Genomic DNA, 12,866 nt, shown 5'->3' on the forward strand with positions numbered 1-12,866 from the left:
CCCGGGCGGTCTCCCCTCTCAGGCACCATACGCAGCGGAAGCGATCAGCTACTTAAAGCAACATTTGGGGGAGAGATGGCCCGGACCTCCGGTTTCGCCGAGATGGTCTCCATGCTGCACAACGCCGTCCTGCACGGGGACCAAAGCCTGCGCGAGGCCCTGACCGAGAGCGTCGAGAAGATCGACGAATCCGGCCGTGACGCCCAGGCGGCCACCTCCCGGGCCGTCACGGAAGGTCTCACCCAGGTCTTCGACGAGCTCAACCTGCTACGCAAGGACGTCAACAGGGCGGTCAAGCCCGCCTCCGGCGACCTCTTCGCCAGCAAGACCGAGGAGGTCACCGGCCTGCTGCGCGCCGAGCTGACCGAGCTGCGCACCACCCTCAACCACATCAACGCCCTCACCCTCGCCCCGCTGGCACCCGCCGGCCCCGGCTCCTCCCAGGCCGACAGCCCGGGCACGCCTCTTCCGCAGCCGATCCCCGTCCAGCGCGGCCCCGGCCACGAAGACCCCACCGTCGCCTCCCCCTCGGTGCCGGCGCCCGCCTCCGGGCCGGGGACCGACGACGGGCGAGAGTCCGGGGCGCAGAGCGTCGACGCGGTCGAGACGCAGGAGCCGGACGGCGGCACGGCCGGGGAGGAACCGGCCGCCGAGACCACGCCGGAGGCGACCGCCCCGGCGCTGTCGGAGGAGTCCGTGCGCCAGGCCGTCCGCGAGGTCCTCGCCCAGGAGCTCACCCCCCTGGTCGAGCAGCTCACCACCCCGGCCGCCACGGCCGAAGAGCAGCCGGACGGCGCCGAGCAGCTGCGCCAGGCTGCCCACGCGGCGGTCCTCGAGGTCGCCGGACAGGTCCGGGACGAGCTCGCCACCGTGCTGGAAGCGACCCGCGACGGCTTCGCCTCCCTCACGCAGGAGATCGCCGGGCTGCGGAGGATCGTCGACGAGCTCCAGGCCCGCCCCGCCGAGACCGCCGAACCGGTCCAGCCTGACGAGGAGCACACCGCGCTGCTGCGGACCGCAGCCCGGATCTCCTCCGCCGACCTGCGCTGCCACCGCGACACCTGGGAGTTCCTCACCGCCCGTACCGCCGGCCACCCCCACTTCCGCGTCCCGCCGCGCGTCACCGACGAGGCCGACGAGCGCGTCTTCGCCCCACTGTCCGGCCGCTCCCTGATCGCCCTGCTGATCAGCCTGCACACCGTCACCAGCTCCACCCCGGACGGCAGCGGCGACCATGAGCTCGCCGCCACGCTCTACGAGCGGATCAAGCAGCGCCTGACCCGCCTTGGCCCCGGCGACGGCGAGCGGGTCACCATCGCCCTCGACGACCGCGTCACCCCCGAGCCGGACGACGACGGCGACGACCAGGACGGCGGGACCGGCGGGACCGGCACACCGAGCGGCTGGGGAGCGTAGAAGAAGCAGGTGGGGCGGCGGCGGGCCCGCGCCCATCGGCATCGGCACACGGCGCCGGGCGGCAGCAGAGCGCACGGCGGGGTGACTTCGTGGATCAAGCCCCGCTCGGGCCCGGGTGCGCCGTACGGTCGTTCCACGGCGACCAGGTGGTGACGCCCGGTCAGGAATGGGAGGGGATCCGAGAATGGTCAACGTTCGTACGTACCCGCTGTGGCGGGAGCTCGCGATGAGCGAGGACCTTCCCAAGGAGGCCCTCAAGACGGTGATCGAGGCTCTGTGCACGCCGGCGTCGATGCCGACCGGCTTCGAGTCGGGGGCCGACCGGTGGCGGGAGGAAGCTCTCACGGCCGCACTGCCCGCGCTGCTGGCCCGGACGTCGGCCAAGCGGCTGCGCGGCCGGCTCCTGGTGCACGCCGACGAGAAGACGCTGACCGCCCTGGCCGCCGCGGGCACGGTGACCGCCGCCGACGTGCCCGTCATCCTGCGCCACCGCAGGGCCTGGGCCGGGCTGGTCTCAGCTCTGGCACGCCACCCCGGACAGGTCGAGGCAGCCATCGCGCTCCTGCCCCGGCTCTCCAGCCACGAGGTGGGGCATGTCGTCCGGGACTGGGATCCCGACCACTACACCTGCGGCGCCGCAGACGCGACAGTCCCGCCCGTGCCGCAGGAACTGTTCGACGCCGTCCTGGAAGCGTGCCTGACCCCGCTCGCCGCGTTCCTGCTCCACCCGGAGCCCGAAGAGGGCTGGGAGGCCGTGTCCGAGTTCTCGAAGGACTGGTCGCTGGACCTGACCGGCCACAGCCGCGGCTGGGCGATGCTGGCCCGGTGCCCCGAGCGGTGGGCGGAGCTCGCCGCACACTCCACGCTCGGAGCGGCCGTCCAGCACCTGCTGCTGGACCAGGCCGAGACCCAGGCCCTCGAGGACGCCCGCCTCCGCGCCGCCGGCACCGACCCGGACAGCGAGGAACGTCCCGCCGACCCGCCTCCCGCTCTGAGCGAAGAACTGCTGCGCGCCTGTCTCCCGGCCCTGTGCCTGCCCGAGCTGGCCGAACTGCCCAACCCGCAGGTCACGGCCCGCAGGACCTTGCACCACATCGCTAACCGCGTCCACAAGAACCCCCGCCTCGCGGCCCTGGCCGCCGACCAGCTGCACGCGGCCGCCGACGCCCTCGTGACCCACGGCCGGCTGCTCAGCCCGCCCGAGAAACAGGACGGCGACTACGACTTCGACGGCCGCGTCCTGCGCCTTGCCGAGGACCTGGCCCTCCTCAGCGCCAACCCCGACCATCTCGCCGGGGCCTGCGCCCAGCTCGCCCGGCTGGAGCAGCCGGCCGTCGTCTCCCCCGCGCCGAGCCGGACCCTGATCCGCGTCCTCGACAACGCCGATCCCGACCACGACCGCCCGGTCCGGCTCCTGGAACGCCACCACGAGCACCGCCGCGTCCAGGCCCTGGCCGCCCTCGCCGCCAACCCGCACACCCCGCACACGGCCGTCACCGACATCCTGGACGGCCTGCACCCCGCGGAGCTGGCCTGGATCATCGAGAGGGCCGGCGGCCCCGACTGGCTCCTGACCGCGGCGGCGGCCGTCCCGGCCGACGAGGACGAAGATGACGGGGTGCTGCGCCTGGTGAGCGACGACGAACTCGACCAGCACCCCGATCCCGCAGCCGTCCTGCAGTCCTGGCTCGACTCCCCCGCGACCGGCGACTTCCTCTCGCGCTCCGAGATCTACCGGGCCGTGGTCAAGTCCCGCCACCACACCCTGGAGCACCTGCTCCAGATCCCCGCCGACGACGTCCTCTCCCGCAGCGAACCCGAGGTCGCGCTGCAGATCCTGCTGGACCGCTGCGGCCGGAACGCCGACCGGTGGGCAGCGCTCGCCGCCGCGATGACCTTCGAGTACGACGAAGAGAAGATCAGCTTCGGAGATCTCCTCGACTCCCTGGACTCCGCGCCTGCCGGCACGCAGAAGTCCTGAGGGGCTGCTTGTGAGTGGCACGTTCGACTGCCACGGCAACCAGATGGAGCGGCTCCCGGCGTGACCTCCGGTTGGTGCGCTACGGTGCCCTCGGCTGGACGCGCACCGCCACCCGCCGCAGGCCGACGCCCACGCCGTCGTCCCGCAAACGGCCAAGGTCCTTCGGGGCCCGCGTCGCCCCGACGCCGTTCCTCTTCGTCGACGGGCAGCGTGGGCATGCCCGTGGAGTCCGGAGAAGACCGATGCCGCGTCACCAGAACACCGCCGCCCAGCGCGCCCGCCAGGCCCAGCGCGAGACCGGGGGCAAGTACACCGCCGAGCTCCGCAAGACCCAGGACGGAAGCCGGCCCGGGCCGTTCACCCTTGGAGAGTTGCTCACCGCGTGCGGAACCGCGCCGGACTGGACCGGCGAGCACCCGGTCGTCGTCCCTGAGTGGGCACCGGAGATGTTCGACTTCGCCCCGCTGGGCGGGCCGGTGCCGTACTCGGCCGTCATGCTGCTCCTCGGTCTGCTGGCACCCGCCAGCAGGTCCACCGAGCTGGAGCTGGAGTCCCGTAACGGCTTCCACTCGCTGATCGTGGCGTGCGACGGCCGCCGCTTCGAGATGGTCCTCTCCCAGGACGACTACGTCACCGAGCGGTGCCGCGTCCCCGGCTGCGAACTCAGTCCGGTCTCGGTGCACTCGATCCCCTACTGCGCCCCCCGGCACCTCGCCGAGCGGTCCGAGGACGAGCTCGTCGAGATGGCCACAGCGTGGGGGAACGCCCAGCATGAGGAGTTCAGCGCCCGGAACCCCGCCGCCGTGCCGCTGGGCGAAGAGGGCGACCAGCTGATCGCGGCCGCCGAAGCCCAGTGCGCCTTCTTCCCGGTCCAGGCCGCGCTGATCGCGTCGGCCTACGAACGGCCGGACATGGTCGACGTCGTGTACTTCGGCGAGCAGGCCGTACAGGTGCAGAACGCGATGGACACCGAATACTTCCGGCTGATGCGGGTGTCCGAGGCAGCCCGCCGCCGCATCCAGAAGCTCGCCGGCGGGCGCTGTGCCTGCGGTGCGACGCTCCAGAACGGCGCGGGTCCGAAGGTGCCGCCCCAGTTCTGCTCGGCAGCATGCGCAGCAGCGGCAGGACGGCAGTAGCCACACGTCAGCCCTGCCCGGTCCACCAGCCCCATGCCGTCTCTGGCGCCAGCGCGCGGGCGCCAGAGACGGCCGCCCTCAGGGGGTGAGGTCAAGGACGCGAACAAGCTCGCCTTTCCATCGTTCGGGGGTGGTGGTGGCGATGACCGCGCCGTCGGGCCGGTCAGGGGTGGGCTGGGCGGCGTGCTGGGCGTGGGCCTGGGCCCAGGTGGCCTGCTGGGCGATGGCGAGGACGGCCGGCAGGTCGAGGTCGAGGACGGTGATGCCGGGCAGGGCCGCCAGGTGCTCGGCAGTGCCGGGACGGGTGCGGTCGGCTTCGACGAGCGCGCAGGCGGGGGCGTAGAGGTACCAGCCGGCTTCGGCGTGGGCGCGGTGGATGAGGCGGGAGGCGAGGACGCTGCCGGTGCCGGCGGCGGTCATCGCGGTCTCGTCGAGGACGATGTGCATGGGCTCGGTCACGGGCGCTGTACCTGGGCGAGGCGGCGGTCGAGTTCGTCGTCCAGGGCGGCTTCCTTACTGGCCGTGGGGTTGTAGCCGGTCCAGGCGCGCAGGGCGGCCTTGGCCTGGTCGGCCCGTTCGGCGCGTTCGGCTGGGGTCAATACGGTCTCGGCCAGCCGGGCGAGGTAGGCGCGCAGGGACAGGCCCTCAGCGGCGGCTACGGCGGCCAGGCGGTCCCGGGCCTCTTCGGGGATTCTCACGTTGGCGTCAGACATGGTGCTCCTTCCCATAGGATCAGGGTACGGGTACGCACCCGTACCCGTACCCATCACGTGGACGAAGGGGAGGAACTGGTGAACGGCCGCGCCGTGCTGGAGCTCGACGAGGCTGAGCATCAGCGGGTCCTGGCCAAGTGGCTACCGCGGTGGATCCGGGGGGCTGTGCCGCAGGGGCGGCCGGTCGTCGTAGTCGTCGCCGGCCAGCCCGGAGCCGGGAAGACCGCAATCGCAGACCTGGTGGAAGCGGCCCTGAAGCGGCGCGGCGGTGCCGTACGGGTGTGCCGCGACCTCTACAAGCACACGCACCGCGCGTACGCCGCGGCGTTGGCGGCCGACATCCGTACCGCCGGTGCCGCGGTGCGGCCGGACACCAGCCGCTGGCAGGCCGAGGTCGAGGAGTGCGTCCGCGCGCGGCGGTTCGACGCGGTCGTCGAATCGGCCCTCGCCGACGCGGACGAGTTCCGCACCTCCTCGGCTGCCTACCGGCGCTCCCGCCACCGGATCGAGATCGTCGTGGTCGCGACCGCACAGGCATGGAGCCAGCTCGGGACCCTGGACCGCCTTCTGGACGGGGCGGCCGGCGGCGAGGGCCCTCGGTATGTGGCCTGGGACAACCTCGACACATGCGTCGAGGGGCTACCGGGGACGCTGGCGGTCATCGAGGCCGAGCACCTGGCCGACCGGATCACCGTGGTGACCCGCGACGGCACCGTGCTGTACGACAACGAACTGCTCGACGGCACGTGGCGGCGCCGGACGGCCGCGGACCGGGCCGTGGTGTACGAGCAGCGCCGGCCCTGGAGCGCGAAGGAGACGGCCGTCTTCCACCAGGCGCTCACGCGGGCTGAGGTGCGGGTGCACCGGGATCTGCCCGAGGACGAGCGCCTGGCCGTGCACCGGGACGTCCGGCGCGCGGCCGCGCTCGCCGAGCCGGTCCGCCGTATCGCCCAGCCCCGGCGGCGAGCGCCCGGCGTCGACTACCACCGCCTCTCCGCCGACGAGCACCGGTGGGTCTTCGACGAGCTGATCGCCCCGTCGTACCTGAGCGGCATCATCGCCCGGCCCGATCCGCGCGCCGTCTACGTGCTGGGGCAGCCCGGGGCGGGCAAGCTGCTGGCCGCGCGGATGGTGCGGCGTGCGATGCGGCCGGGCACGATCCACCTGATCGGCGACGACCTCAAGGCCCAGCACCCGGACTACCTGCGGCTGCTGCGTGAGGACCCCCGCCGTGCCGGTGCGGCGATCCGGGCGGACTACCGGGCCTGGTTCACCCAGGCCGAGCAGTACGTGCGGGAGCGACGTGGTGACGTCCTGATCGAGGGCGCACCGGGCAGCGTCGAGGAACTGTTCAACAGCGTGCTGCCGTACGCGGCCGGCGGCTACCCGGTCGAGCTCGTGGTCCTGGCCGTCCGGGAGGCCGACAGCCGTCAGGCCACCGCGCTGCGCTACGCCAGGTCCCTGCAGATCGGTCTCACCCCCAGGTTCACCACGCGGTCGGGACACCGGACCTGCTTCCACGCGCTCACCGATGTCGTCACCGCCGCCGAGCGCCATCCGGCGATCGCCGCGATCACGGTGATCCGGCGGGACGGCCGGGCCCTGCTGCGCCACGAGGCCGGCGGCGCCGGGAGCGCGTCGTGGGCCCTGGCGGCGGAACGGGCCCGCCCGTACACCGAGCAGGAGGCCGCGGCGTTCTTCCGCCTCCACCACGGTCTGTGGCGAGCGCTCCCGCAGCACCGCGACGAACTGCAGGAGATGGTCACCCTCGCCCGCCCGCTGATGCCGCCCGGGATGCAGCCGGTCCGCCTCGACCGGCCGCACCCCACCCTCTGGTCCCTGCCCGTTCCGCTGAGGGAGCCGGCCTACGACGCGTCGAGTTCCTTCAGCCGCGCCGCGTAGACCTCCGTGATCCGCGCCGCCTCCTGCGAGTCGGCGGTCGCGAGCTGCTGCTGGTCGGCGAGCGCGGCCTGACGGCCGGACCGCAGCTCCTCGATCCGCTCCTCATCGGGCACCGGCGAGCGCTGCTCGGCGAGGAGCTGGGTGTTGTACCAGCTCACCACTGCCCGCACCGCGTCCGCGGCCTGCTCCTCGGCGCCGCCTTCCAGGCCGGAGAAATCGAGCCCATCGGGGTCTGTCACGCTGACCACCCTTCTTGAGTTGATCTTGAAATGGGACTCGTCATTCTCCTCAACGTCCCTCTTCGTCCTGTGCCTGCGCCACGCCGACCGCCCCGCGAAGGGCGTGAAGGTGTCCTGCGGACATGCCCCCGATCGGGAGATGCTGGAGGTGAAGGCCCGCTCACAGCGCGTAGGTTGGGCCTGTTGATCAACGGATTCGGGGGACGGGCGTGGCGGAACGGGATCTGCGGGCGCTGTTCAGCAGCAACGACCGGGGCGTGTCGACGGCGGAGGCGTTCACCAACCGGCAGGCGCAGTGGGAACTGGTCGCGGCCGCGCTCGCCGAGCACCTGGTCCGCGTCGCCGGGCCGGGCTTCGACGTGGAGGATCTCGAGGCGCCGCGCGACAACGTGCTCGTGTTCCACGGGATCGGCGGCATCGGCAAGACCACCCTGTCCCGGAAACTCGAAGCCGCGCTCGCCGGCGCCGAGCAGCGCCCCGCCCAGTGGGGCGAGCCCGCCTGGCCCTCGGGCAGCAGGATCCTGCCCGTCCGGATCGACCTCTCCCGGTCGGCTGGCGGCGACTTCGAGCATCTCGTCCTCACCCTCCGGGCCGCCCTCGCCGCCCTCGGCCGCCCCCTGCCCGCCTTCGACATCGCGCTGCGCCGCTACTGGGAGCACCAGCACCCGGGCGAGCCGCTGGAGGCGTACCTCCAGCGCGGCGGGCTCGCCGCGAAGTTCGGCAAGACGATGCCGCAGCAGGTGCAGTCCGCGCTCGCCGACGTCGCCCAGGCCCTGCTCCTGCCCGGCACCGTCGGCAGCGCCGTCGGGCAGGTCACCGGCTCCCTGGTCCGCGCGCTGCGTGAACGCCGGCAAACCGTGCGGGCGCTCGCCTCCTGCTTCCGGCTCGCCGACCTGCTGGAGGCCGAACCCGACCTGGAGACGCTCTCCTTCTACCCGCACCTGCTCGCCTGGGAGCTCGACCGCCTCCCGGCCGACAAGAAGGTGACGCCGGTGATCCTGCTGGACACCTTCGAGGACGTCGGCGACCGCACCCACCGCGACCTCGAACGCCTCATCCAGCGCGTCGTGTGGCTGATGCCGAACGCGTTCTTCGTCATCACCGGCCGCGCCCGCCTGCAGTGGTCCGAGCCCGCCCTCCAGGGCCAGCTCGACTACACCGGCCCCACCGCCTGGCCCGGCCTCGCCCTCTCCTCCCGGCCCGGCGGCATCCCCCACGCCCGCGGCATCCTCCCCGACACCGCCCCGCCGCGCGGCCGGCAGGTCCTGGTCGGCGACTTCGCCCCCGAGGACTGCGACGACTACCTCGCCCGCCGCCTCGAAACCGACGGCGCCCCGCTCATCCCCGCGCCGATCCGCGACGTCATCACCACCCGCTCCCACGGGCTGCCGCTCTACCTCGACCTCGCCGTCATGCGGTTCCTCGAACTCCGCCGCACCGGCCACACCCCGACACCGGCCGACTTCGAGCACGACTTCGGCGCCCTGATCGCCCGCACGCTCGCCGACCTCACCCCCGACGAACGCCACCTGTTGCGCTCGGTCAGCCTGCTGGACGCCTTCGACACCCAGCTCGCCACCCAGGCAGCCGGCCTCACCCACCAGGCCGCCGCCCGCCGCCTGATCGAGCGGCCCTTCGTCAGCGAGAACCCCTTCGGCCTGTGGCCGTACTACCTCCACGGCCTCATCCGCTCCACCCTCCGCGGCGCCGACGACCACACCGACGACCGCTGGACCCCCGCCGACTGGCACGCCGCCGCCACCCGCGCTCTCACCGCGCTCGGCGAACAGTGGCAGGCCGGCCCGGACCGCGACCGGCTGCTCCTGGTCGGCTGCCTGCGCCAGGGCCTCGCCCTCGCCCGCGACTTCCGCCTCGACCTCGGCTGGCTCACCGACGCCGCCTGGGCCTACGTCGGAGATTCCGTCTGGGAGCCCGTCGCCCCGCCCGCCTCGGCCGGTCCCGGCACGCCCGCCGCAGTGGCGGGGCTGGCGACGGCGGCCGACGCGCTCACCGAGCTGCTCTCCACGCTCGCCCGCCGCCAGCACGAGCACCGCGCGGTCACCGCCGACCGGCTCACCGCCCTCACCGCCGTCGGCATCCTGCCCGGCGACCTGCAGGAGATGGCCGTCTACTACCTCGCCAAGGCCCAGCGGGACCTCGGCCGCTCCGCCGAATCGCGCCGCGGCATGCAGTACGTCGCTGGCGCCGGAGGCCGCCTCGCTCCCGCCGGCCGCCGCGGACTTGCGCACCTCGCGCGCCTCGCCGGCGACTTCCCCGCCGCTCATGCGGTCGTCCCCGACCTCGGCTGGTCCGGTCGACACCACCGCGTTGACGGTGACATCTGGTGGCCCCACGGCGACATGCCTCGCGCCGCCGCCGCGTACCAGGCCGCCCGCACCGAGGCCGAACAGCACGGTGTCGCCGGCGAGCGCGCCACCTCCCAGGCTCAGCGCGCCTTCACCCTCGCCTTCACCGACCCCGACCGCGCGGCCGACGAGATCGAACTCGCCCGCCACCTCATCTCCGGCCTCGCCCTTCGCCAGACCGGGCACACCATCGGCATGGCCGCTCTCGTCCGCGACGCCGGCACCGGCCATGACGTCCTGGACCGCGCCGACGTCCTGCGTGAGGAGATCCGCGTCTCTGGTGTCGCCATCGCCACCGCGATCCTCGAGCTCGTCGTCTGCTTCCATCAGGCCGTCCTCGGCGACGACCAGGGCATCACCGACACCATCGCCCGGCTCCGTGCCCTCACCGACGGCGGCGACTACGCCTACTACACCGAAATCGCCGCCTTCATGGCCGACCGGGCCATCCCGCCGGGCTCCGCGCGGTGGGTCGAGGACGAAGCCACCGTCCGCGGACGATGGCGGCACCTCGTGCTTGCCCGCCGCTCCCGCCTTCAGCGCTGAGTGGGAATGACACCCCGGGCCCGGCTCGCGGCCGTTCCCTGCGGCCCAGGCGTCCATCAGCGTTCCCGATGGTCCGCACGGCAGGCGCTGCCGGCCAACGCCACGGACGATCGTCGGGGGCTCGGGAGGATTCTGGTCAGTCCTCGTGGCGGTACTGGGTGATCTCCTCGCTCAGGACCCAGGCGGGAAAGTCAGGGTGGGCTTCCCAGATGCGGGCGAGTACGAGCTGGATCGGGCACTGCTTGTAGTGCACAGGGGTGAAGTCGTAGGGGCCCACACAGCCCAGGCAGTAACCGTCGCGGTCCCGCGGTCCCGGATGCATCTTCAGCAGCTGCGCGTTCGCCGCGGCGGCAGCCCGCAGGTGCGCGGAAGACAGGTACGTCTCGAACCGGCTGCCGGTCTCTTCCAGCGCCGCGATCCGGTCAGCGTGCTCTTCGGCGTCGCGGATACGAGCTGAGAGGAAAGCGGCCAGCTCGCGCGGATCGTGCTCCAGGCCGAGATCCTCGTCATCTATGGACGGTGTGGTCATGTGCGTCATTGTGCCCCCTTGTGACAGCCCGGTTCCTGTCGGGCAGGCAGCTCGGCTACTTTGCTGACCGCCCGCCCGGACTGCAGCCGACAAGGTGCCGCGGTTGACGGGAGCCGGGCCCGTGGCGGGACGTCATCACGGTGTCCGCTGGCTCGTTGCGGCTCCCCAACAGGATCATGCTGTGACTCGGCCCTCGAGACCGGCTTGCTGCTGCCTCCCGCTCCTCGTCATCCGTGGGAATGAGCGCCGGCGTCGGCGGACAAGAAAAATGGTCCGCACGCCAGTCGGCGTGCGGACCAAAGAAAAGAGGGGCAGTGGCCATAAATGGCGAGTGCCCCTTCAAGTCTGGAATCAGGTTAGCACAAACGACGTAGGCACCGGTGTCTGCTGGATCGGGCTCCACTAGGGTGCCGGAATGGTCTCCAGCACGGTCCAGGATCCCTACGCGCGCCATGTCCTCGCACGCATGTCCGACTTCTTCGTCGATGAACGTGGGCCCTGGCCTCGCCGGCTGTGGGACATAGGCTCCGTCCTCGCGCTGGAGGAAGTGTGGGAGGCCGGCCACTGGCAGGCCCACAACGTACTCACGCCCGCCACGTGTGACTGGCAGCGCAACGAGCTCAAGGCGATCCTCGGCAAGGACGCCGGCCTTGGAGACAGGGACCTCCGCAGAGAAATCACGACCCTGCTCAGCAAGCCCCTCCCCGACCCGAGCCCAGAGAGGCGCCGCCTGAAAGAGATCATCGGCCACCTGCGCCCCGGGTACCTGGACCGGTGGACGACTGCGATTGCCGTCGAAGAGGCCGAGCGGGTCAAGCCCGAGCGGTTCTCCCGGACGATTGCGGCCCACCTGCTGGACCTCGGGTACAGCGGCCTGTACCTGCGGGACTGGGCACGCGGCCTGAAGACCGCCCGGGTGACGGTCACCGACATCGCCGAGAGCGCCGCAGAACTCGCTCGCGCCCGCCCGCAGACCTTCGACGTCCTCGTAGCCCTCGACAAAGTGCCTCGCCGCGACCTCGCCGAGGCGATGCCGAACTGGCTCAACAAGGGCAAGGTCGGCGCCTGGCTCCGCGAGCACGGCCACGACACCACCGGCTTCCGCACCGGCGGCGGTTTCGTGTACCAGCTCCAGGCACTCGACGCCCTCGGCGCCGCCGACCAGGCCCGCCAGCTCGTGGACCGCATGACCGCCCGCTCGGAGTTCCTGCGCGGCCGCCGCGGAGGCGTGCTGCCGCTGCCGTACATCTGGGTCGCCGGATACGGCACCCCCGTACCGCTCGAACCCCCAGCTCGCGGCGTCGACGTCCTCTCCCTCGTCTCCGAGGGCCACCTCTACAAGGCCGACAGCCGAGAGCGGATCGACGACGCCCTCGAGCTCGCCGCCGCCAGCAACCGCGGCGCCCTCGCGCCCGCCGTCGCCGGCGGCTGGGCCGCGGTGGAGTCCCTGCTCGTGCACCCCGACGACCCCCGAGGCGACGGAGAACGCTCCGGGAAGGCCGTGGCCGCCGACCGGATGGCTGCGATCATCGCCTGCTCCTGGCCCCGGGCCGAGCTGACCGCCCTGGCCCACCGCCACCAGCCCGCACAGCCGGACGCTCTTTCCGAGGCCATCGCGGCCTGCACCGCCAACCGCGAGCGGGCCCGGCTGGTCGCAGATGCTCTGCGGGCAGGCGGACCCGAAGCTCTCACTCTGAGGTACACCGACACCGCGGCTGCCCAGCGGATGGCCGCGCTCGTCCAGAACCCGCGCAGACAGCTCGCCGAGGTCAACCACGCGTTCCGCATTGCCATGCGGCGTCTCTACCGGACCCGCAACATCATCCTCCACGGCGGCGCCACCCAAGGCGTCGCCCTGGACGCCTCCCTGCGAACAGCCGCACCGCTTCTGGGCGCCGGTCTCGACCGCATCGTCCACGCCTCCTACACAGAGGGGCTCGATCCGCTCGACCTCGCCGCGCGTGCCGAAGTCGCTCTTCAACTCGTCGACGGCGAAACCGGGCTCTCCACCGTGGATCTGCTCGAACCCTCTCGGTAA

General features: G+C 72.5%; 10 protein-coding genes. 6 read left to right on the forward strand and 4 right to left on the reverse strand.

The window, feature by feature from the left end:
• Positions 1-75 precede the first annotated feature (75 nt).
• The 3 genes from ACIGHB_RS33050 to ACIGHB_RS33060 all read left to right on the forward strand — a co-directional run bounded on the left by ACIGHB_RS33050 (position 76) and on the right by ACIGHB_RS33060 (position 4,533).
• Positions 76-1,416: a hypothetical protein gene (locus ACIGHB_RS33050; RefSeq protein ID WP_399918385.1), complete on the forward strand. Its 1,341-nt coding sequence runs from the start codon at positions 76-78 to the stop codon at positions 1,414-1,416.
• Positions 1,417-1,600: 184 nt separating this feature from the next.
• Positions 1,601-3,397 carry a hypothetical protein gene (locus ACIGHB_RS33055; RefSeq protein WP_399918387.1) on the forward strand — a complete coding sequence of 599 codons (1,797 nt, stop codon included), beginning with the start codon at positions 1,601-1,603 and terminating at the stop codon, positions 3,395-3,397.
• A gap of 242 nt (positions 3,398-3,639) precedes the next feature.
• Positions 3,640-4,533, forward strand: coding sequence for a hypothetical protein (locus ACIGHB_RS33060; protein ID WP_399918389.1), 894 nt, complete (start codon positions 3,640-3,642; stop codon positions 4,531-4,533).
• Between the two features lie 78 nt (positions 4,534-4,611).
• Here the strand turns inward: ACIGHB_RS33060 and ACIGHB_RS33065 are convergent, their stop codons facing one another.
• Both ACIGHB_RS33065 and ACIGHB_RS33070 read right to left on the reverse strand, forming a co-directional pair.
• Complete coding sequence (locus ACIGHB_RS33065) at positions 4,612-4,980, reverse strand: hypothetical protein (protein ID WP_399918523.1); 369 nt, start codon at positions 4,978-4,980, stop codon at positions 4,612-4,614.
• A gap of 8 nt (positions 4,981-4,988) precedes the next feature.
• Entirely contained in the window at positions 4,989-5,246 is a 258-nt protein-coding gene (locus tag ACIGHB_RS33070) for a hypothetical protein (RefSeq protein WP_399918391.1), read from the reverse strand.
• A 57-nt stretch (positions 5,247-5,303) separates the two neighbouring features.
• Between ACIGHB_RS33070 and ACIGHB_RS33075 the strand changes: the two genes are divergently transcribed.
• Positions 5,304-7,148, forward strand: coding sequence for a zeta toxin family protein (locus tag ACIGHB_RS33075; RefSeq protein WP_399918393.1), 1,845 nt, complete (start codon positions 5,304-5,306; stop codon positions 7,146-7,148).
• Here ACIGHB_RS33075 and ACIGHB_RS33080 read toward each other — a convergent pair.
• Positions 7,112-7,387 (reverse strand): hypothetical protein, encoded by a 276-nt coding sequence (locus ACIGHB_RS33080; RefSeq protein WP_399918395.1) that lies wholly within the window; start codon positions 7,385-7,387, stop codon positions 7,112-7,114. The genes ACIGHB_RS33075 and ACIGHB_RS33080 overlap by 37 nt on opposite strands.
• Before the next feature lie 209 nt (positions 7,388-7,596).
• Between ACIGHB_RS33080 and ACIGHB_RS33085 the strand changes: the two genes are divergently transcribed.
• A complete protein-coding gene (locus ACIGHB_RS33085; RefSeq protein ID WP_399918397.1) occupies positions 7,597-10,299 on the forward strand; it encodes an ATP/GTP-binding protein in 2,703 nt (900 codons plus the stop codon).
• A 136-nt stretch (positions 10,300-10,435) separates the two neighbouring features.
• On the opposite strand, the gene ACIGHB_RS33090 is transcribed toward ACIGHB_RS33085, so the two are convergent.
• On the reverse strand, positions 10,436-10,828 hold the full coding sequence (locus tag ACIGHB_RS33090; protein ID WP_399918399.1) for a hypothetical protein: 393 nt from the start codon (positions 10,826-10,828) through the stop codon (positions 10,436-10,438).
• 415 nt (positions 10,829-11,243) lie between these two features.
• Here ACIGHB_RS33090 and ACIGHB_RS33095 point away from each other — a divergent pair, with 415 nt between their 5' ends.
• Positions 11,244-12,866 carry an integrase gene (locus ACIGHB_RS33095; RefSeq protein WP_399918401.1) on the forward strand — a complete coding sequence of 541 codons (1,623 nt, stop codon included), beginning with the start codon at positions 11,244-11,246 and terminating at the stop codon, positions 12,864-12,866.

This window comes from Streptomyces sp. NPDC085460 (assembly GCF_044541975.1).
Classification (GTDB): Bacteria; Actinomycetota; Actinomycetes; order Streptomycetales; family Streptomycetaceae; genus Streptomyces.

What these genes read in the sequence shown, in the direction of transcription:
- ACIGHB_RS33060 (WP_399918389.1), top strand. Translation starts at nt 3,640, where the DNA reads ATGCCGCGTCACCAGAACACCGCCGCCCAGCGCGCCCGCCAGGCCCAG.
- ACIGHB_RS33090 (WP_399918399.1), bottom strand. Translation starts at nt 10,828, where the DNA reads ATGACCACACCGTCCATAGATGACGAGGATCTCGGCCTGGAGCACGAT.
- ACIGHB_RS33065 (WP_399918523.1), bottom strand. Translation starts at nt 4,980, where the DNA reads ATGCACATCGTCCTCGACGAGACCGCGATGACCGCCGCCGGCACCGGC.
- ACIGHB_RS33055 (WP_399918387.1), top strand. Translation starts at nt 1,601, where the DNA reads ATGGTCAACGTTCGTACGTACCCGCTGTGGCGGGAGCTCGCGATGAGC.
- ACIGHB_RS33070 (WP_399918391.1), bottom strand. Translation starts at nt 5,246, where the DNA reads ATGTCTGACGCCAACGTGAGAATCCCCGAAGAGGCCCGGGACCGCCTG.
- ACIGHB_RS33095 (WP_399918401.1), top strand. Translation starts at nt 11,244, where the DNA reads ATGGTCTCCAGCACGGTCCAGGATCCCTACGCGCGCCATGTCCTCGCA.
- ACIGHB_RS33050 (WP_399918385.1), top strand. Translation starts at nt 76, where the DNA reads ATGGCCCGGACCTCCGGTTTCGCCGAGATGGTCTCCATGCTGCACAAC.